This is a genomic window from Streptomyces spinosisporus (genome assembly GCF_022698145.1).
Taxonomy (GTDB): domain Bacteria; phylum Actinomycetota; class Actinomycetes; order Streptomycetales; family Streptomycetaceae; genus Streptomyces; species Streptomyces spinosisporus.
The window spans coordinates 86,062-106,815 of sequence record NZ_JALDAX010000010.1; the positions used below are offsets into that span (position 1 = coordinate 86,062).

At 71.9% G+C, this 20,754-nt stretch carries 15 protein-coding genes; 12 read left to right on the forward strand and 3 right to left on the reverse strand.

The annotated features are described in order from the left end of the window. The first annotated feature begins 169 nt into the window (after nucleotides 1-169). From MQN93_RS25125 to nudC, 4 genes are all read left to right on the forward strand, one after another. Nucleotides 170-3,514 (forward strand): ATP-dependent helicase, encoded by a 3,345-nt coding sequence (locus tag MQN93_RS25125; RefSeq protein WP_242711365.1) that lies wholly within the window; start codon nucleotides 170-172, stop codon nucleotides 3,512-3,514. A gap of 100 nt (nucleotides 3,515-3,614) precedes the next feature. Continuing rightward, nucleotides 3,615-7,250, forward strand: coding sequence for an ATP-dependent helicase (locus MQN93_RS25130; RefSeq protein WP_242711366.1), 3,636 nt, complete (start codon nucleotides 3,615-3,617; stop codon nucleotides 7,248-7,250). Nucleotides 7,251-7,260: 10 nt separating this feature from the next. Continuing rightward, nucleotides 7,261-8,673: a dipeptidase gene (locus tag MQN93_RS25135; RefSeq protein WP_242711367.1), complete on the forward strand. Its 1,413-nt coding sequence runs from the start codon at nucleotides 7,261-7,263 to the stop codon at nucleotides 8,671-8,673. 156 nt (nucleotides 8,674-8,829) lie between these two features. Next, on the forward strand, nucleotides 8,830-9,774 hold the full coding sequence (gene nudC / locus MQN93_RS25140; RefSeq protein ID WP_242711368.1) for an NAD(+) diphosphatase: 945 nt from the start codon (nucleotides 8,830-8,832) through the stop codon (nucleotides 9,772-9,774). Nucleotides 9,775-9,852: 78 nt separating this feature from the next. Here the strand turns inward: nudC and MQN93_RS25145 are convergent, their stop codons facing one another. Beyond that, nucleotides 9,853-10,095: a mycoredoxin gene (locus MQN93_RS25145; RefSeq protein WP_016437870.1), complete on the reverse strand. Its 243-nt coding sequence runs from the start codon at nucleotides 10,093-10,095 to the stop codon at nucleotides 9,853-9,855. 183 nt (nucleotides 10,096-10,278) lie between these two features. Here MQN93_RS25145 and MQN93_RS25150 point away from each other — a divergent pair, with 183 nt between their 5' ends. The 4 genes from MQN93_RS25150 (at nucleotide 10,279) to MQN93_RS25165 (ending at nucleotide 13,839) form a co-directional block, all read left to right on the forward strand. Beyond that, a complete protein-coding gene (locus tag MQN93_RS25150) occupies nucleotides 10,279-12,486 on the forward strand; it encodes an ATP-dependent DNA helicase UvrD2 (protein WP_242711369.1) in 2,208 nt (735 codons plus the stop codon). A 164-nt stretch (nucleotides 12,487-12,650) separates the two neighbouring features. Continuing rightward, complete coding sequence (locus tag MQN93_RS25155; protein ID WP_242711370.1) at nucleotides 12,651-12,974, forward strand: hypothetical protein; 324 nt, start codon at nucleotides 12,651-12,653, stop codon at nucleotides 12,972-12,974. Between the two features lie 176 nt (nucleotides 12,975-13,150). Beyond that, nucleotides 13,151-13,519, forward strand: a complete 369-nt coding sequence (locus MQN93_RS25160; RefSeq protein ID WP_016437873.1) for a WhiB family transcriptional regulator — start codon at nucleotides 13,151-13,153, stop codon at nucleotides 13,517-13,519. Further along, nucleotides 13,516-13,839 (forward strand): putative WhiB-interacting protein, encoded by a 324-nt coding sequence (locus MQN93_RS25165; RefSeq protein ID WP_016437874.1) that lies wholly within the window; start codon nucleotides 13,516-13,518, stop codon nucleotides 13,837-13,839. Before MQN93_RS25160 ends, MQN93_RS25165 begins: the two co-directional genes overlap by 4 nt. 112 nt (nucleotides 13,840-13,951) lie before the next feature. Here MQN93_RS25165 and MQN93_RS25170 read toward each other — a convergent pair whose 3' ends face one another. Continuing rightward, on the reverse strand, nucleotides 13,952-15,313 hold the full coding sequence (locus MQN93_RS25170; protein WP_242711371.1) for an ABC1 kinase family protein: 1,362 nt from the start codon (nucleotides 15,311-15,313) through the stop codon (nucleotides 13,952-13,954). Next, nucleotides 15,306-16,520, reverse strand: coding sequence for a TOMM precursor leader peptide-binding protein (locus MQN93_RS25175; RefSeq protein ID WP_242711512.1), 1,215 nt, complete (start codon nucleotides 16,518-16,520; stop codon nucleotides 15,306-15,308). Before MQN93_RS25175 ends, MQN93_RS25170 begins: the two co-directional genes overlap by 8 nt. Before the next feature lie 329 nt (nucleotides 16,521-16,849). Here MQN93_RS25175 and MQN93_RS25180 point away from each other — a divergent pair, with 329 nt between their 5' ends. The 4 genes from MQN93_RS25180 to MQN93_RS25195 all read left to right on the forward strand — a co-directional run bounded on the left by MQN93_RS25180 (nucleotide 16,850) and on the right by MQN93_RS25195 (nucleotide 20,724). Further along, the gene (locus tag MQN93_RS25180; RefSeq protein WP_242711372.1) at nucleotides 16,850-17,446 is read left to right on the forward strand and encodes a M48 metallopeptidase family protein; all 597 of its coding nucleotides are present in this window, start codon (nucleotides 16,850-16,852) and stop codon (nucleotides 17,444-17,446) included. Between the two features lie 117 nt (nucleotides 17,447-17,563). After that, a complete protein-coding gene (locus MQN93_RS25185; RefSeq protein WP_242711373.1) occupies nucleotides 17,564-19,261 on the forward strand; it encodes a TerD family protein in 1,698 nt (565 codons plus the stop codon). Between the two features lie 11 nt (nucleotides 19,262-19,272). Then, complete coding sequence (locus MQN93_RS25190) at nucleotides 19,273-19,950, forward strand: AIM24 family protein (protein WP_242711374.1); 678 nt, start codon at nucleotides 19,273-19,275, stop codon at nucleotides 19,948-19,950. Between the two features lie 18 nt (nucleotides 19,951-19,968). Beyond that, nucleotides 19,969-20,724, forward strand: coding sequence for an AIM24 family protein (locus MQN93_RS25195; protein WP_016437880.1), 756 nt, complete (start codon nucleotides 19,969-19,971; stop codon nucleotides 20,722-20,724). Nucleotides 20,725-20,754 lie beyond the last annotated feature (30 nt).

Genomic DNA, 20,754 nt, shown 5'->3' on the forward strand with positions numbered 1-20,754 from the left:
GCGAGGGGCCTGCGGGTCGCGAGTGCCGGGAGGGAAGAAGCGGAAGACCGACTTCCGTACGTCTCGTCGGCGTAGCGTCGGCTGCACCAGTCCCCCTCACCCCCTTGACCACCGTCCTCCACGCACTGTGGTCCGACAACCAGCGCAACCACCAGGACCGGCGAACCACGTGAGCTCCTCTTCCTCCACCAGGCGCCTGCCGCACCCCCAGGTGCGGCAGGGGAACCGTGGCGCTTACCGTCTGGTGCGTACTCCGCCGACCCGACAGGATCCCCCTCGTCTTGACGCGTCACAGCGCTCCGTGGTTGACCACGAGGGCGGCCCGCTGCTCGTCCTCGCAGGTCCGGGCACCGGCAAGACCACCACGCTCGTCGAGTCCGTGGCGGCGCACGTCGCCCGCGGCGGGGACCCCGAACGCATCCTGGTGCTGACCTTCAGCCGCAAGGCCGCCGTCGAGCTGCGCGACCGCATGGCCCTGCGCATCGGGGCGGCACACGCGCCCCGGGCGACCACCTTCCACTCGTTCTGCTACGCCCTGGTCCGTGCCCACCAGGACAGCGACCTCTTCGTGGAGCCCCTGCGGCTGCTGTCCGGCCCCGAGCAGGACGTGACGGTCCGCGAACTGCTCGCGGGCCAGGCCGACCTGGAGCGGCTCGGCCTCGCGCACGTGCGCTGGCCCGACGAACTGCGTGCCTGTCTCACCACCCGCGGCTTCGCCGACGAGGTCCGCGCCGTCCTCGCCCGCAGCCGCGAACTGGGTCTGGGCCCCGGCTCCCTGGACGCCTTCGCCCGCCGCATCGGCCGCCCCGACTGGCGCGCCGCGGCCGCCTTCCTCGCCGAGTACCTCGACGTGCTCGACCTGCAGGGCGTGCTCGACTACGCCGAACTGGTCCACAGGGCCGTCCTCCTCGCCCGCCGCCCCGAGGTGGCCGGGCAGCTCGCCGCGCAGTACGACGCCGTCTTCGTGGACGAGTACCAGGACACGGACGCCGCCCAGGTACGGCTGCTGCACGCCCTCGCCGGCGGCGGCCGCACCCTTGTCGCCTTCGGCGACCCCGACCAGTCGATCTACGCGTTCCGCGGTGCGGACGTGAACGGCATTCTCGAGTTCCCGGACACCTTCCCGCGCGCGGACGGCCGCCCGGCACCCGTGGAGGTCCTGCGCACCTCACGTCGCTCCGGTGCCGCGCTGCTGGCGGCGACCCGTCTGGTCACCCAGCGCATGCCGCTCACCCGCCTCCCCGCGGAGAAGGTGCGCGCACACCGTGCGCTCGCCCCGGTGCGCGACGGCGGCCGCGTCGAGGTGTACACGTACCCGACACCCGGTACGGAGCTGGACAACATCGCCGACATCCTCCGCCGGGCCCACCTGGAGGACGGGATCCCGTGGAGTGAGATGGCGGTGCTGGTGCGCGCCGGATCCCGCACCATCCCGACGGTCCGCCGCGCCCTCACCGCCGCCGGCGTCCCCCTGGACATAGACGGCGACGACCTCCCCCTGCGCCACGAGCCGGCGGTGGCACCACTGCTCACGGCCCTGCGGGCGGTGGCCGCGGCGGAGGCGGAGCAGCCCGAGGAGTCCCCTTCGGGCGAAACCCAGCCCGCAGAACCCGAAACGCCGCCCACCGAGCCGCCCACGTCATGGCTCGACACCGAAACCGCCCTCACCCTGCTCGCCTCACCCCTCGCGGGCATGGACGCCGCCGATCTGCGCCGTCTCGGGCGGGCCCTGCGCGACGAGGAGCGGGCCGCGGGCAACGCCCTGCCGCCGCCCTCGGACGAGCTGCTCGCGCGGGCGCTGGCCGAGCCCGAGCGGCTCGCCGTCCACGACCCCGCGTACGCGCGCGGCGCCCAGCGGCTCGGCGCGCTGCTGCGCAAGGCCCGGGAGCGCCTCGCCCGGGGCGGCACGGCCGAAGAGGCGCTGTGGGACCTGTGGGAGGGCACGCCCTGGCCGGTTCGCCTGGAGCGGTCCGCGCGCCGCGGCGGCGTCGCCGGACGCAACGCCGACCGTGACCTGGACGCCGTGTGCGCCCTCTTCGCGACCGCCACGCGCGCGGAGGAACGCACCGGCGGCCGAGGCGCCCTCAACTTCCTGGAGGAGATCGAGGCCGAGGACATCGCCGCCGACACCCTCACCCGGCGTGCGGTACGACCCGACGCCGTACGCCTGATGACCGCGCACCGTTCCAAGGGCCTGGAATGGCGCCTGGTCGTCGTCGCCGGAGTCCAGGAGGGCCTGTGGCCCGACCTGCGCCGCCGCGGCTCGCTCCTGGAGGCCGACCGCATCGGCCGCGACGGACTCGCCGAACCGCTGACCCCGGGTGCGCTGTTGGCGGAGGAGCGCCGGCTGTTCTACGTGGCCGCCACGCGCGCGCGTGAACGTCTCGTCGTCACCGCGGTGAAGGCCCCCGCGGACGACGGCGACCAGCCCTCCCGCTTCCTCACCGAGCTCGGCGTCGAGCCCAAGGACGTCACCGGTCGCCCCCGCCGCCCGCTGTCGGTCGCCGCGCTCGTCGCCGAGCTGCGTGCCACGACGGTCGACCCGCGCGTCTCGGACACCCTCAGGGAGGCCGCGGCCCACCGGCTGGCACGGCTCGCCGCGCTCGCCGACGAGGACGGCCGCCCGCTCGTCCCCTCGGCCCACCCCTACCGCTGGTGGGGCATGTACGAGCCGACCGAGAGCAAGGTGCCGCTGCGCGACCGCGACCAGCCCGTCGTGCTCTCCGGCAGCGCCCTGGACCAGCTCGCCAACACCTGCACCCTGCAGTGGTTCCTGGGCCGCGAGGTGAAGGCCGACGCCCCCGCGACCACCGCCCAGGGCTTCGGCAACGTGGTGCACGTCCTCGCCGACGAGGTCGCCTCCGGGCACACCCCCGCCGACCTCGCCGTCCTCATGGAGCGCCTCGACTCCGTGTGGAACGCGCTCGCCTTCGACGCGCCGTGGAAGTCGGCGCAGGAGAAGGAGAACGCGCGCGTGGCGCTCGAACGCTTCCTGAAGTGGCACGTCATGGACCGCGCGGGCCGCACACCCGTCGCCAGCGAGCAGGGCTTCGACGTCACGCTCGAAGCGGGCGACTACGAGGTCCGCATCCGCGGTTCCATGGACCGCGTCGAGACGGACGGCGAGGGCCGCGCCTACGTCGTCGACTTCAAGACCGGCAAACAGGCGCCCACCGCGCGCGAGATGGAGCGCCATCCCCAGCTCGCCGTCTACCAGCTCGCCGTCCGTGAGGGTGCCGTCGACGACGCCTTCGACGGGGAGCGTCCCGAGCCCGGGGGCGCCGAACTGGTCCAGCTGCGCCAGGGCGCCGCCCGGCGCGACGGCGGCGAGACCCTCCCCAAAGTGCAGGCGCAGGAGCCGCTGGAGGGGGAGTGGGTCGGCGAACTGCTCGCCACCGCCGCCGGCAAGGTGCTCGACGAACGCTTCACGCCGACCGCCGGACAGCACTGCGCGCACTGCGCGTTCCGGGCCTCCTGCAGTGCCCGGCCCGAAGGACGGCACATCGTCGAGTGACGAGGGTGATCCATCACACCACCCGTTCTGACCTGCACTTCTCGCCGACCGGGGGCCGACGCGGCCTCCACTGTCAGTGACCGCCGCTAGCCTCTCTGACGTGCCGCCACGTATCACCGATCCCGATCAGCTCAAGGAGCTCCTCGGGATCCCGTTCACCCCGGAGCAGACGGCCTGCATCATCGCGCCGCCCGCCCCGCAGGTGATCGTGGCCGGAGCCGGGTCCGGCAAGACGACCGTGATGGCGGCACGCGTGGTGTGGCTGGTCGGCACCGGGCAGGTCGCCCCGGAACAGGTCCTCGGACTCACCTTCACCAACAAGGCGGCCGGTGAACTCGCCGAGCGCGTCCGCAAGGCGCTCATCAAGGCGGGCGTCACCGACCCGGACGTCATCGATCCGGACAACCCGCCCGGCGAGCCCGTGATCTCCACGTACCACGCCTTCGCGGGCCGCCTCCTGACCGACCACGGACTGCGCATCGGCCTCGAACCCAGCGCGCGCCTGCTCGCCGACGCCACCCGCTACCAACTCGCCGCGCGCGTGCTGCGCGAGGCGCCGGGCCCCTACCCGGGACTCACCCGTTCCTTCGCGGACCTCGTCAGCGACCTGCTCACGCTCGACGCCGAACTGTCCGAACACCTCGTGGCACCGGCAGAGGTACGCGCGTACGACTCCGAGCTGCTGCGCACCCTGGAGGGCGTCAGGCTCGGCAACGACGCCCTGCGACAGGTACCCAAAGCGGCCGCCGCCCGCCGTGAACTCGCCGACCTCGTGGTCCGCTACCGTGCCGCCAAACGCGAGCGCGATCTGCTCGACTTCGGCGACCAGATCGCCCTGTCCGCGCAGCTCGCGCAGATCACCGAGGTCGGCCGCATCCTGCGCGACGAGTTCCGTGTGGTCCTCCTCGACGAGTACCAGGACACCTCGGTGGCCCAACGCATCCTCCTGGCAGGGCTGTTCGGGGGCGGCACCGGCCACCCGGTCACCGCCGTCGGCGACCCCTGCCAGGCGATCTACGGCTGGCGCGGTGCCTCCGTCGCCAACCTGGACGACTTCCCGGAGCACTTCGCCCACCCCGACGGCCGCCCCGCCACCCGGCAGTCGCTCAGCGAGAACCGCCGCAGCGGCGGCCGCCTCCTCGACCTGGCCAACGGGCTCGCGGAGCCGCTGCGCGCCATGCACGCGGGCGTGGAGGCCCTTCGACCCGCCCCCGGCGCCGAGCGGGACGGCACGGTGCGCTGCGCGCTGCTGACCACCCACGCCGAGGAGATCGAGTGGCTCGCCGACTCCGTCGCCCACCTGGTGAACACCGGGAAGGCACCCGGTGAGATCGCCGTCCTGTGCCGCACGGCGACCGACTTCGCGGAGATCCAGGGCGCGCTCGTCGCACGGGACGTCCCCGTCGAGGTGGTCGGTCTGTCCGGGCTGCTGCACCTGCCCGAGATCGCCGACCTGGTCGCCGTCTGCGAGGTCCTGCAGGACCCCGGCGCCAACGCCTCCCTGGTCCGGCTGCTGACCGGCCCGCGCTGGCGCATCGGACCGCGCGACCTCGCCCTCCTGGGACGCCGTGCGCGACTCCTCGTCAGCCACGCGCGCGTGGACGACGACGACCGGGACCGCCGGCTCGCCGAGGCCGTCGAGGGGACCGACCCCTCGGAGGTGACCTCGCTCGCGGACGCCCTCGACACCTTCCTGGAGATGCCGCTCGACGCCGACCGGGAGGACGACGGGCTGCCCTTCTCGCCGGACGCACGCGTGCGGTTCGCGCGCCTGGCCGCCGAACTGCGCGATCTGCGCCGGTCGTTGTCCGACCCGCTGATGGACGTGCTGCACCGCGTCCTCGCCGTGACCGGCCTGGAGGTGGAACTGTCCGCGTCCCCGCACGCCCTGGCCGCACGCCGCCGCGAGACCCTCTCCAACTTCCTGGACATCGCCGCCTCGTTCGCCGCCGGCGACCAGGAGGCCACGCTGCTCGCCTTTCTGGCCTTCCTGCGCACCGCCGCCCAGTACGAGAAGGGCCTCGACAACGCCCTCCCCGGCGGCGAGAACACCGTGAAGGTCCTCACCGCGCACAAGTCCAAGGGCCTGGAGTGGGACGTCGTGGCCGTCCCCGGACTGGTCACCGGCACCTTCCCCAGCACCCAGGGGCGCGAGCGGTGGACCTCCCAGGGCAAGGTACTCCCGCACGAGCTGCGCGGCGACGCCACCACCCTGCCCGACGTCGAGGCCTGGGACTCCCGGGGCCTGAAGGCCTTCCAGGAGGCGATGAAGGAGCACCAGCACACCGAGGAACTCCGCCTCGGCTACGTCACCTTCACCCGCCCCCGCTCGCTGCTGCTGGGTTCGGGCCACTGGTGGGGCCCCACGCAGAAGAAACCGCGCGGTCCCTCCGACTTCCTCCAGGCCCTGTACGAACACTGCGAGGCCGGACACGGCGAGATCGAGGCATGGGCGGACGAGCCCGCCGAGGGCGAGGAGAACCCGGCCCTGCACACGGAGAGCGTCGAGCAGGTCTGGCCCCTGCCCCTGGACGAGGCGTCCCTCGCCCGGCGCCGCTCGGCCGCCGAAACGGTCCTCGCCCACCTCGAAGAACTCGCCTCCCAGGACGGTCACCCCGCGGCCGCACACGACCCCGACAGCCACGACGACCCGGACTGGCCCGCACCGCCGGACGACGACGAACTGCCGTACGAGGACGGGCTTCCGTACGAGGACGAGCCGCCGTACGGCGAGGAACCGCCGCCCTACGACGACGAGCCGCTCTACGACGACGAGCCGTCCCTCGAGGGCGAAGCGCTGGACGAGAAGCTCCCCTTCACAGGCGAGGAGCCCCCCTTCACGGACGAACCCCCGTCCGACTGGGACGCCTGGTCCACAGCCCGTCCCACCGTCCCGCACCAGGCACCGCCCCCACAGGTCCCGGAGGCCTCGGAACCGCGTGGCGGCACGCGTGCGTACCCGCACCGCCCGCCTCGCGAGCCCGCCCGCCTCACTCCGGAGGAGGCCCGCACCCTCGCCTCCTGGGACCGCGACCTGGACGCCCTCACCGGTGAGCTCCTGCGCGCGCGGGAGGCCGTCACGGACGTCCCCCTGCCCGCGTCGCTCACCGCGTCCCAGGTGCTGCGCCTGGCGGCCGACCCGGACGGCTTCGCACAGGAGCTCGCGCGCCCGATGCCCCGCCCGCCGCAGCCTGCCGCCCGCCGGGGCACCCGTTTCCACGCCTGGGTCGAAGCACGCTTCGAAGAGCTGACCCTGCCCGTCCTGGAGCCGGAGGAGCTGCCCGGTACCGAGGCCGAGATCGCCGACGAGCGTGACCTGGAAGCGCTCAAGGACGCCTTCGAGCGGACCGAGTACGCGCACCGCACGCCCCACCGCGTGGAGGCGCCCTTCCAGCTCGCCATCGCCGGCCGCGTGGTCCGGGGCCGTATCGACGCCGTCTACAGGGAGAGCACCGACGACGGCGGGACGACGTACGAGATCGTGGACTGGAAGACCAGCCGCACCCGCTCCGCCGACCCCCTCCAGCTCGCCCTGTACCGGCTCGCCTGGGCCGAGCAGCAGGGCGTCCCCCTGGAGTCCGTCAACGCCGCGTTCCTCTACGTACGCACTGGTGAGGTCGTACGACCGCGGGACCTGCCGGACCGGGCCGCACTGGAGCGGCTGCTGCTGGGGGAGCCGGCCGAGCCAGCAAACTGTGAGGAACCGCCCAACGAGGATGTCGGTGCGGGCCGATAGGCTCGTGACCATGAGCCAGCCCGTTGACAGTGCCGTCAGCGCCGTCCGTACGTACCTCGCACAGCACCGAGCCGCCTTCCTCGACGATCTCGCCGAGTGGCTGCGCATTCCGTCCGTGTCGGCCCAGCCCGACCACGCGCCCGACGTGCGCCGCAGCGCGGAATGGCTCGCCGGCAAGCTGCCAGAGACCGGTTTCACGACCGTCGAGGTCTGGGACACCCCGGGAGCCCCGGCCGTCTTCGCCGAGTGGCCCTCCACCGACCCCGAGGCGCCCACCGTCCTCGTCTACGGCCATCACGACGTGCAGCCCGCTGCCCGCGAGGACGGCTGTGACAGCGACCCCTTCGAGCCCGTCGTCCAGGAGAACCGTCTCCACGCGCGCGGGGCGGCCGACGACAAGGGCCAGGTGTTCTTCCACACACTCGGCGTCCGCGCCCACCTCGCCGCCACCGGCCGCACGGCGCCCGCGGTCGGCCTGAAGCTGCTGATCGAGGGCGAGGAGGAGTCCGGCTCCCCCCACTTCCGCGCCCTCGTCGAGCAGCACGCGCAGCGGCTCGCCGCCGACACCGTGATCGTCTCCGACACCGGCATGTGGTCCGAGGACACCCCCACCGTGTGCACCGGCATGCGCGGCCTCGCCGAGTGCGAGATCCGCTTCCACGGCCCCGACCAGGACATCCACTCCGGCTCCTTCGGCGGCGCCGTCCCGAACCCGGCCACCGCCGCGGCCCGTCTCGTCGCCGCCCTGCACGACGAGCACGCACGCGTGGCGGTCCCCGGCTTCTACGACGGCGTCGTCGAGCTCACCGACAGCGAGCGGAAACTCTTCGCCGAACTGCCCTTCGACGAGGAGCAGTGGCTGCGCACCGCCAAGTCCCACGCCGCCCACGGCGAGGCGGGGCACACCACCCTGGAGCGCGTCTGGGCCCGCCCCACGGCCGAGGTGAACGGCATCGGCGGCGGCTACCAGGGCCCCGGCAGCAAGACGATCATCCCGTCGTCGGCGATGGTGAAGCTCTCCTTCCGGCTGGTCGCGGGCCAGGACCCCGACCACATCGAGAAGGTCGTCCGCGCCTGGGTCACCGAGCAGGTGCCCGCCGGTATCAGGTGCGAGATCACGTTCGCCCCGGCCACGCGCCCGTGCCTGACGCCACTGGACCACCCGGCCCTGCAGTCCGTGGTCCGGGCCATGGGCCGCGCCTTCGAGCAGAAGATCCGCTTCACGCGCGAGGGCGGTTCCGGACCGGCGGCCGACCTCCAGGAGGTCCTCGGTGCACCTGTGCTCTTCCTGGGCATCTCCGTCCCGTCCGACGGCTGGCACGCTCCGAACGAGAAGGTCGAACTCGATCTTCTCCTCAAGGGCGCCGAGACCAGCGCACACCTGTGGGGCGATCTCGCCGAGACCTGGCGTCATGCGCCCTGAAGCCCCCGCGCCGTCCGGAGCGGCACCGCGCGCGGGGCACACTGGAAGGACCGCCCCGCACCGCCCAGCCCCACCGGACCCGGCCGCCCGCTGCCCCACGTACCGCCGAACCACCCGCCGAAACAATCCGTTCCACCGGGGGAGTTGGAAGCACCCGTGACCACCAGGACCGACCACACCGCCGACCGCCCCATCTCGCTCACCGCACCGAGCGGAATCGACCGCGCCGCCCACCACCGCCTCGACGAGGCCTGGCTCGCGGCGGCTTGGAGCCACCCCACGACCCGCTGCTTCGTGGTCTCCGGCGGCCAGGTCCTCATCGACGAGACACCCGACGGCCGTACCGAACTCGTCATGACGCCCTCTTTCGAGGCCCCCCTCACCGAGGCCCACCGCTACTTCCTGGGCACCGACGAGGACGGCGTCAGCTACTTCGCCCTCCAGAAGGACGCCCTGCCCGGCCGTATCGACCAGTCCGCCCGCCCGGCCGGGCTGCGCGAGGCGGGCCTGCTGCTCTCGCCGCGCGACGCGGGCCTGATGGTGCACGCGGTCGGCCTGGAGAACTGGCAGCGCACCCATCGCTTCTGCTCCCGCTGCGGCGAGCGCACGGTGATCGCCGCAGCCGGCCACATCCGCCGCTGCCCCGCCTGCGGCGCCGAGCACTACCCACGCACCGACCCCGCCGTGATCATGGCCGTCACCGACGACCAGGACCGCATCCTGCTCGGGCGTCAGGTGCACTGGCCCGAGGGCCGCTTCTCGACGCTGGCCGGGTTCGTCGAGCCGGGAGAGTCCATCGAGCAGTCGGTGCGCCGCGAGGTCTTCGAGGAGGCGGGCATCGTCGTCGGCGACGTGGAGTACGTCGCCAGCCAGCCCTGGCCCTTCCCGTCCAGCCTGATGCTCGGCTTCATGGCCCACGCGACCTCGACCGACATCACCGTCGACGGCGACGAGATCCACGAGGCCCGCTTCTTCTCCCGCGACGAACTGGGCGCGGCCTTCGAGTCCGGCGAGGTGCTGCCCCCGTACGGCATCTCTATCGCGGCCCGCCTGATCGAGATGTGGTACGGCAAGCCACTGCCGACGAGGAGCTTCGTCTAGACGGCCAGAACCGCGAGAAGGCGGCCCCTGAGTGACTCAGGAGCCGCCTTCCCGGCGAAGCCGTGGGGTGTGAGGTGTCTACGCGCCGATCTTCTGCTTGACCTGCGCCAGCGACGGGTTGGTGAGCGTCGAGCCGTCCGGGAACAGCACGGTCGGGACCGTCTGGTTTCCGCCGTTCGCCTTCTCGACGAACGCCGCCGACTCCGGGTCCTGCTCGATGTTGATCTCGTTGTACGTGATGCCCTCGCGGTCCAGCTGGCTCTTCAGCCGGCGGCAGTAGCCGCACCACGTGGTGCTGTACATCGTCACAGTGCCCGACATGTCTCTCGCGCTCCTCAAACAGCTGGGGGATCGGTGCTCGCAGTGAGGGAACGTACTTGAAAGCGCCACCATTCCCCGGGGTGGTATCCGGTCGCCGTGACGCCTGCCGCATTAGTACGACTGCAGGTGCCTGCCTGTGGACAACCGCCGCACTCGTCTCCGGCGACCTGGCAGCATGGCGGTGTGACAGCAGCAACGCACTCCACGCTCTTCCCGCAGGTACCGGACTCGGCCGACGCGGTGCTCGAGGGGCTCGACCCCGAGCAGCGCGAGGTGGCCACCGCCCTGCGCGGCCCGGTGTGCGTGCTGGCCGGCGCCGGCACGGGCAAGACGCGGGCGATCACCCACCGCATCGCCTACGGAGTGCGGGCCGGCATCCTGCAGCCCTCCAGCGTGCTGGCTGTCACCTTCACCAACCGCGCCGCCGGCGAGATGCGCGGCCGTCTGCGCCAGCTCGGCGCAGCAGGCGTCCAGGCCCGCACCTTCCACTCGGCCGCCCTCCGCCAGCTGCAGTACTTCTGGCCGAAAGCGGTCGGCGGCTCCATGCCACGGCTCGTCGACCGCAAGATCCAGCTCGTCGCCGACGCGGCCGCCGCCTGCCGCATCCGCCTCGACCGGGGCGAGCTGCGGGACGTCACCGCCGAGATCGAATGGTCCAAGGTCACCCAGACCGTCCCCGCCGACTACGCACCCGCCGCCGCCAAGGCCGGCCGGGAGTCCCCCCGCGACCCGGCCGAGATCGCCCAGCTCTACTCCGTCTACGAGGACCTCAAGCGGGACCGCTCCGTCATCGACTTCGAGGACGTCCTGCTGCTGACCGTCGCCGTCCTCCAGGACCGGCACGACATCGCCGAGCAGGTCCGCTCCCAGTACCAGCACTTCGTGGTCGACGAGTACCAGGACGTCAGCCCCCTCCAGCAGCGCCTGCTGGAGCTGTGGCTGGGCGAGCGGGACAACCTGTGCGTCGTGGGCGACGCCAGCCAGACGATCTACTCGTTCACCGGGGCAACCCCCGACCACCTTCTCGACTTCCGCACCCGCCACCCCGGAGCCACCGTCGTCAAGCTGGTCCGGGACTACCGCTCCACCCCCCAGGTCGTCCACCTCGCCAACGGCCTCCTCGCCCAGGCCCGCGGCCGCGCCGCCGACCACCGCCTGGAGCTGATCTCCCAGCGCGAGCCGGGCCCCGAGCCCGGGTACACCGAGTACACCGACGAGCCCATGGAGGCCGAGGGCGCCGCCCGCCGCATCCGCGAACTCATGGACGCGGGCGTCCCGGCGAGCGAGATCGCCATCCTGTTCCGTACGAACGCCCAGTCCGAGACCTACGAGCAGGCCCTGGCCGACGCGGGCATCCCCTACCAGCTGCGCGGCGCCGAGCGATTCTTCGACCGACCCGAGGTGCGCAAGGCGGGCGTCGCCCTGCGCGGCGCCGCCCGCTTCGGGGGGAACGACTCCCTCCTCGACGACGCCGTGGACCTGCCCTCCCAGGTCCGCGCCGTGCTGTCCGGGGAGGGCTGGACGGCCCAGCCCCCGGCGGGCTCCGGCGCGGTCAGAGAGCGCTGGGAGTCCCTCGCCGCGCTGGTGAACCTCGCGCGCGACTTCGCTGCGGCCAGACCGGGCGCCACACTCGGCGACCTCGTGGCCGAGCTCGACGAGCGGGCCAACGCACAGCACGCCCCGACCGTCCAGGGCGTCACCCTGGCCTCCCTGCACTCGGCCAAGGGCCTCGAGTGGGACGTCGTCTTCCTGGTCGGCGTCGCCGAGGGCATGATGCCGATCACCTACGCGAAGACCGACGAACAGATCGAGGAGGAGCGCCGCCTCCTCTACGTCGGAGTCACCCGGGCCCGGGAGCACCTCTACGTCTCCTGGTCGCTGTCCCGCTCGCCCGGCGGCCGCCCCAGCCGCCGGCCCAGCCGCTTCCTGGACGGGCTGCGCCCGGGCTCCACCGGCACGGCGTCCCGCGCTGCCGCGGGCGGGGCGGGAGGAGTCGAGCGCGGTTTCACGAGCGCACCGGCGGCCGTGCCGCGGCGCAAGCAGCGCACCCCGGCGCGCTGCCGGGTGTGCGGGCGCACGCTCACCGACGCCGGCGAGATGAAACTGATGCGCTGCGAGGACTGTCCCTCCGACATGGACGAGGGGCTCTACGAGCGGCTGCGGGAGTGGCGCGCGGACCAGGCCGAGCGTAGCGGGCAGCCCGCCTTCTGCGTCTTCACCGACAAGACCCTGATGGCCATCGCGGAGTCCGTTCCCGGGGACGAGCGCGAGCTGGCACGGATCCCCGGGGTCGGCATGCGCAAGCTCAATCGCTACGGGACCGACGTCCTCGCCCTCTGCGCAGGCCGCGTGCTCGTGGGAGAGGACGAAGGAGAGGACGAAGACGACTGATTCAAACTCGTCGGAAAAATAGTTTGCGCATGCCCCAGCGATCCCCATAGGTTCTTGTCCACGGGGACGGAGGCCTTCTCGGAGGCCCCGATTCCGTGTTCTACTTGCATATCCGTCGGACTGGTTCATCCAGTCCCCCGAGACGCCGAGAGGAGGCGATTGAAGTGATCAGCATCAGCAACAGCACCGCCGGCACCGCCAAACTGACCGATCGCGCGATCGTCTCCCTGTGCATGCTCGGCGCCTCGAACCAGGGCACCGGTCTGTCCGGCATTCCTGCCGCCGGTCCGGCGTCCGCCCTCGTGTCTCTCGCGGGCCTTCCCGTCCGTGAGCGCAATGAGCGACCGATCAAGGCACTGGAAGCGGTAGTGGCACAGGCGAAGGCCTATGCCTTTACGGCGGCCGGTGCCGGAAGCCGGAAGCAGACGACGCAGCACCACCTGATGTGGGCCTTCCGTGGGCCAGATCCCTGGAGTGATCCAGCCTGATCCTTGATCAGGCCGGCGCCTTCAGGGCCGCGGAACCCCATCCGGGATCCGCGGCCCTTCTGTTTGCCCCACAACCGGGGACGACGGAGCGAAGGGGCCTCGGGACAAAAAAGAACCCGGTACCAGCCGACCACCGGTCCAACAGGGCCGGAACGACCAGACGAGGAAGACGAACCGTGCAACTCGAAGCGCACGCCCCGTCCGTACCGCCTTCAGACACGATCCCCAAGCCCGGCCCCACGGAGGACTCCACCTTGATCCCGCTCACCGCGCTCACCGCGCTCGACGACGCCATCGAGAACCTCGGTGTACCCGTCCCGTGCCGCTCCTACGACCCGGAGGTCTTCTTCGCCGAGTCGCCGGCCGACGTCGAGTACGCCAAGTCCCTGTGCCGCACCTGCCCGCTGATCGAGGCCTGCCTCGCCGGTGCCAAGGAGCGGCGTGAGCCCTGGGGCGTCTGGGGTGGCGAGCTGTTCGTCCAGGGTGTTGTTGTCGCCCGGAAGCGGCCGCGTGGTCGCCCGCGCAAGAACCCGGTCACGGCATGAACATCACCGGAACGATCGACCGCCCCCTCACGAACGACCCCAAGAAGCAGGCCCCGATGAAGCCGTCCACCCATGAGCCCTCCGGCTCCGCGATCGAAGACCTCACCACCACCGGCGTGACCGGCTCGCGCCAGAACAGGACCCGAGAGATGCAACTCATCCCAGAAGCCATGGCTCGTGCGCATATGCACGAGCGGCTGCATGAGGCCGAGCGGGAACGCCGGGCCGTGAGCCTGGTGGTCGCCCGCCGGATGCAGCGCCGGGCCGAGCGCGCCTCGCGGCGTGCTCGCCGCGCGCTCGCCGTGGCGGTCATGCAGTAGACAAACGACACCTGAAGCGGTGGCCTCCCCGACCGGGAGGCGGTAGCTGCCCCTGGGGGCCGGTCCGGCCGAACGGACCGGCCCCCGCGCTGCGTTCACACGGCAGCGGTTCTCACGCCTCGACGGCTTCCTCCTCGTCCGCCTCCACCACGAACCCCGGCAGCCACTCCTCCAACTCCTCGCGCAGCCGCACCGTCGCCCCCAACTGGCACAGCACACCGATCGTGCTCAGCGTGACGCGGTGTATCAGCAGATAGGCCGGCGGGAGATTGAGCTGCTTGCCCAGCTGGTACGCGGGGGAGCGGGGGTCGGCGATCCGGGCTGCCTGGCTGCGCATCCAGCCGCGGGTGAAGGTGAACTCGTCGGCCCTGGCCGGTTCGATGATCGGCAGGAGATAGTCGAGGACGGCGCTCGGATCCAGCTCTATGGATTCCTTGACGAAGCCCTCCGTGCACAGGAGGTCGTAGACGGCCTCCGCCTCGCCGTCGAGTGTCATCCGCAGAGAGTTGCCGATGGGGGTGGGCAGGCCGCCCGGGAGACGGTCGACCGTGCCGAAGTCCAGTACGCCCAGGCGCCATTGCTCCTCGTCGTCCGGGCCGCCCGGCAGCAGGCGGAAGTTGCCCGGGTGCGGGTCGGCGTGCAGCAGACCGGTGCGGGCCGGGCCGGAGAAGAGGAAGCGGGCCAGGAGCTGGCCGGCCCGGTCCCGCTGTTCCTGGGTGCCCTCCGAGATGATCTCCGACAGCGGTATGCCGTCGATCCACTCGGTGATCAGCACCTGGTCGCACTGGTGGACAACGCCGGGCACCAGGACGTCCGGGTCGTCCGCGAACTCCTCGGCGTGGGCCTGCTGGGCCTGGGCCTCCAGGGCGTAGTCCAGCTCCTCGGAGACGCGGTCCCTGAGCTCCGCGATCAGCGGTTTGATGTCCATGCCGGGGATGAGCGGCCCCAACAGGCGGGCGAACCGGCTCAATTGCCCCAGGTCGGACAGAAGGGCGTCGCCGGCTCCCGGGTACTGGACCTTGACCGCCACCTCGCGGCCGTCGTGCCACACCCCGCGGTGCACCTGTCCGATCGAGGCCGCCGCGGCGGGCTTGTCCTCGAACTCGAGGAACAGCTCGGCCCAGTCCTCGCCGAGCCGCTCGCCCAGCACCCGGTGCACGGTGCTGGTCGGCATCGGCGGCGCCGCCTCCTGCAGCTTCGTCAGCGCCGCGCGGTAGGGACCGGCGACCTCCTCGGGCAGTGCGGACTCGAAGACCGACAGGGCCTGGCCGAACTTCATGGCGCCGCCCTTGAGCTCGCCGAGCACCTTGAACAGCTGCTCCGCCGTGCGCTGTTGCATTTCGCGGCCGACGATCTCCGCGGACTCGCCGACGATCCGCTTGCCGAGCCCCCAGGTGGCCCGCCCGGCGAAGCCGAGCGGAAGCGCGGCGAGCTTGGCGGTCCGGGTGACCGCCTTGCGCGGAAGATCAGACATGCGCCCTCCAAGTCCCTGCCGGTCGCGCCACGTCTGCCTCACGGCACAACTTTCCCGGCGACCGCTGCCCCGCCATTGTCTCGTGTGACTCCTCGTCCTTTGAGGGGCGTTCACCCTTTCCTTTCTCCGCTGTCCCGCAGGGGCATGCGGGATGTGCCCAGACGGGCCGGGCGTGCCAGGTCAGACCCGGTAGCGAGACCTCCCAGCGCGCGCCTGCGGTCGTCGGGAGCTGCCCGTCCAGGAAGGAGAGCGCGTGCGCGGCCGCCAGCCCGGCGACCGTTGTGGCAAGTGTCACATCGCAGGCGCGCCCCGGGCGAGACCCGCCGGAGCGCCACTGGGCGACCAGCCGGGGCCAGGCCGGATCCCGGTCGGTGCGCGCCTCGTGCAGACAGCCCGCGCAGCTGGTCTCTCCGGGCAGGACGAGGGGGCCGACGACGCCCGTCGCCTCCACGACCCCTGCGTACAGATGCGGCGTGCCCGAGGCGATGAGCGGTTCCGCGGTGGACGGCGCGGGCGCGTGCACGGCGACGTCGTCGCGCGGGGCCAGGATCACCAGGGAGAAGCCGGGCTCGCCGGCCGAGAGCCGGTCGGCACGGCCGCGCCGGGGCGGCCGGTCCGGCGCGGCCCGGCGTACGGCCCGGCGGGCCGCTTCCTCCCTGCGCTCGCCGACGGACTCGGCGGGCAGGCCGCCCGGCGCCACGTCCCCCGCCTCGACCCGGCCGACGTCCCGCACGTCGACCTCCCCGATCCCCGCGCCCGCCAGCAGTGAGGCGAGCACCGTGCCCACCCGGCCGGCGCCCCGTACCTGGACGCGCAGCGAGCGGCGCGCGGCCAGGCGTGCGATCGCCTCGCCCGGTTCGGTGGTGAGCAGCGAGAGCGAGGCGAGATCCGGGCGCAGCCGGGCCATGACCTCCTTCCTGCTCCGCAGTTCGTCGGCGGCCGGCCCTCCGCCCCTGGCGTCGTCCAGGAGGCCCGCTCGCGCCAGCCGCTCCACCAGTTGGTCGACATGCCCGTCGGGCAGATCCATCCGGCGCCCCTCCTCGCGCAGAAGAGGCAGCCCGCGGGTGCCGTTGAGGAGATCGAGAAAGCTGCCCGTCGCCGTGTCCACCGGTCCCAGCGTCAGCGCATGCGCCGGTGCCATCCCGAACTGCACCGTGTTGAGATCGCGCCATCCGCGCCTGAGCGCCGGCTTCACCGCCGGAGCGATCAGAGCGGCCGCAGCCGTAGAACCGGCCGGCGCACCCGGCGCACCCGGCGCACCCGGCGCACCCGGCGCTTCCGATGCAGCCGGAATCATCGCTTCCATCGCGTCCATCACAAGCCCCCGTAATCTCCGCAGAACATCCCCGTTCGCCGGCCGAGCCCGGTCATGGCTTCGTCCGGCAGGAACCAGCATGCCCAAACCGGCCGACAGCCACCGAAAGTTGTCCACAAGCAGCGAGGATTCGTCGTACAAATCAAACGCCCGGTGGGCGATCCGCACGGAACCGTCCCGGAGTCGGGACTTCCCCCATGTGCAACGGGTAACGTCGGGGCGTGCCCGCCGACCCACTGCACAGCGCCAGAACGCCACAGCGCAGTACGACGAGCCAGCCGCCGAGCGGCTCGGGGGCGAGCGCGATCGAGGTCCGCAGGAGCGCCCGTCGACGCAGGACGGTCTCCGCGTACCGCGAGGGCGATCGCACCGTTGTACTCATCCCTGCCCGGATGTCCGAGGCGGAGGAGCAGCGCTGGGTGACCGTCATGCTCGACAAGCTGGCCGCCCAGGAGAGCAAGCGGGTCCTCGGCGACGACGAGCTGGCCGAGCGCGCCGAGCGGCTGTCGGCCCAGTACTTCGACGGACGCGCCCGGCCCACCTCGGTGCGCTGGGTCACCAACCAGAACACGCGCTGGGGCTCGTGCACCCCCTCCGAGGGCAGCATCCGCCTCTCGCACCGGCTGCAGGGCATGCCCGAGTACGTCGTCGACTACGTTCTCGTCCACGAGCTCGCGCATCTGCTCGTGCCCGGACACGGGCCCCGCTTCTGGCGCCTCCTGGAGGCGTATCCGCGCACCGAACGCGCCCGGGGCTATCTCGAAGGCGTGGTCGCCGCCGAACGGCTGCCGCATCTGCCCGGCGCCCGCGGGGAGTGAGCGCCGCCCCCGGGCGGTGGTTGTGTACCGGGTCTGTACCGACTTCATCCGGTGTCCGAGTTTGCCGTTAGCCTGGCGCGACGCACTCACATTCGGGATGGGGGACGGTCGTTACGCATGGCCAGGGAATTCCAACGCGGCCACAAGGCCAAGATCAGTGACCTCACCGCGGGCACCGATCTGTACGTAGGCGTGCAGATCAGCGGCCCCGGACTGACCTTCGACATCAGCTGCTTCGGTCTCGACGCCGACGAACGGCTCTCGGACGACCGCTACTTCGTCTTCTTCAACCAGCCGAAGTCCCCCGAGGAGTCCATTCAGCTCCTGGGCGCACAGGCCGGTGACACGGAGTCCTTCCGTGTCACGCTCGACAGGATCCCGGCGCAGATCCAGAAGCTGTCGTTCACGGCGACCCTCGACGGCGCCGGGCAGATGTCGCAGATCGCTCCCGGATACATCCGCATCGTCGCGGGCGGCGAGGAGGTGGCCCGCTACGCCTTCAACGGCTCGGAGTTCACCACCGAGCGAGCCGTGATGCTGGGTGACTTCTACCTGAAGGACGTGTGGCGCTTCGCCGCCGTCGGACAGGGCTTCGACGGAGGCCTCGACGCGCTGCTGAAGAACTTCGGCGGCGAGGTCATGGAGGAGGAGCAGCCCGCCGCCCCCGCTCCGCAGCAGCCGCAGCAGACCGGCGCCGCCCCCGGTTTCGCCCCGCCCGCGTTCGCGGCCCCGGCCGCTCCGGCGCCGGCTCCCGCGCCCGCACCTGCCCCCGCGCCCGCCCCCGCTCCGCAGGGCTTCGCGCCGCCTCCGGGACAGACTCCGCCCCCGGCCCCCGCGCCGAACGTCCATGCCGCGCCCACCGTCATCGCACCGATGACCCCGCCCGGCGGCGCCCCGGTGCCGCCGCCCGGCCCGGCGCCCGCTCCGTACGGCCAGCCGCCCCAGCAGCAGCCGTACGGCCAGCCCGGCGCCCCGACCGCACCGCCGCCGCCCGGCTACGGCCAGCCCCAGGCACCGCAGGCACCCCAGGTCCCGACCCCGCCGCCCGGTTACGGCCAGCCGACCCCGCCTCCCGGATACGGTCAGCAGCCGCCCATGGGGCAGGTCCCGGCGCAGCAGGGCTACGGCGTCCCGCAGGGTGCTCCCCAGGGCGGCGTGGGAGTCGCCGCCGCGCTGCAGCAGTTCAAGGAGACGCCCACCGGGCAGCGCTGGACGCAGCAGAACAAGAAGCTCGTCCGGGTCGACCTCGGCATCGGCGGCCAGCCCGTGCTCGCCCGGCAGGGCAGCATGGTGCTCTACCAGGGCAAGGTCGACTTCAGCTACAAGGGCGCGGGCTTCGCGGGCCGGATCGTGGGCAACGCCACCGGTCAGGAGATGCAGCTGATGCGCTGCACCGGCCAGGGCCAGGTCTTCCTCGCCGAGAACTCGACCCACCTGCACCCCATCGAACTCCAGGGCGACGCCATCTGCGTCTCCGCGGAGAACGTCCTCGCCTTCGACGAGAGCCTCCAGTACGAGGTCCGCCGGATCGAGGGACACGGCATCCCCGGGGGCGCGCTGTTCACGATGCAGTTCCAGGGGACCGGCACGATCATCGTCAAGACGCACGGCACCCCCGTCGTCCTGCCGGTCACACCGACCACCTTCGCCGACTGCAACGCGGTCGTCGCCTGGTCGGCCGCCGCCCAGGTGATCGTCTCCAGCCAGGTCCGCATGCGCCGCAACGCCTACCCGGGCGACACCGGCGAGAGCGTCAACCTGCAGTTCCGGGCCGCGCCCGGCAACTTCGTCGTCGTACAGCCCTACGAGGTCTGAGGGAGCCCGTCATGAACCAGCCGCTCGCGGGCTATGCCCCCGCACCCGTCACCGCCCGCATGGAGAACCACGGCAACCAGATGCTGAAGGTCGCCATGCAGACCGGGAACGACCTCCTCGCGCGCGTGGGGTCGATGGTCGCCTACGAGGGCTTCATCCAGTACGAGCCCAATCCGCCCGCCGTGCGCCAGATCGCCCGCGACTGGATGACCGGCGAGGGCGCGCCCCTGATGAAGTGCTCCGGCGACGGACTGCTCTACCTCGCCGACTACGGCGCGAACGTCGTGATCATCAACCTCAACGGCGACGGCATCTCCGTCAACGCCACCAACCTCCTCGCCTTCGACGCGTCCCTCACCTGGGGCGTCGAGCGGGTCAAGGGACTTGCGAAGTTCGCCGGCCAGGGCCTGTGGAACACCAAGATCTCCGGGCAGGGCTGGGTCGCGCTGACCTCCCGGGGCAAGCCGATCGTCGTCGACTGCGGCGGCGAGGACGAGACCTACGTCGACCCGGACGCGCTCGTCGCCTGGTCCCCGAACCTCAAGGTGAAGGGCAAGCGCAGCTTCAAGGCGCAGTCGCTGATCGGCCGCGGCAGCGGCGAGGCCTACCAGATGGCCTTCTCCGGTCAGGGCATCGTCGTCGTCCAGCCCAGCGAGGACAGCACCGACCGCCTTCGGGTCCGGGGCTGAGGGGGAGCCAGAAACGCCATGCAGAGTCCGCTTTTCGCCTTCAACGACTCGCAGTCCCAGGACCGCTACAGCCTGCAGAACAAGCAGATGCTGCGCGTCACCCTGCAGGGTCACGACGACATCCTGGCCCGCAAGGGCACCATGGTCGCCTACCAGGGACTCGTCGAGTTCGACGCCGAGTACGAGAACAACCAGCAGGCACGCGCGCGTGCGTACACCGGCGAGGGCCTCAGCCTGATGCGCTGCCACGGGCAGGGCACGGTCTTCTTCGCCAACCTCGCCCAGCACATCCACGTGGTGGACGTGGAGCAGGACGGCCTCACCGTCGACAGCAGCTATGTGCTCGCGATGGACTCCTCGCTGCACCACGAGGTCATCGCCGTCGACAGCCAGTACGGCATCTCCGGCTCGGGGAAGTACCAGCTCAACATCACCGGCCGCGGCAAGGTCGCCCTGATGACCTCCGGTGCGCCGCTGATGATGCAGGTGACGCCCGACAAGTACGTCAACTGCGACGCGGACGCGATCGTCGCCTGGTCGACGAGCCTGCGTGTCCAGATGCAGGCCCAGACGCACTCCTCGGGGGTGTGGCGGCGCCGCGGCAACACCGGTGAGGGCTGGGAGCTCAGCTTCATGGGCAGCGGCTTCGCGCTCGTGCAGCCGAGCGAGCTGCTGCCGCCGCAGAACGCGCAGATCGGTTCGGGCCTCGCCGCGCAGTACGGCATGGGACAGCAGGGAGCGCGGGCGCAGAACCAGGGCAACGTCTGGAGCTGACCGTCCGGAAAGCAGACGTAAGGGGCGCCG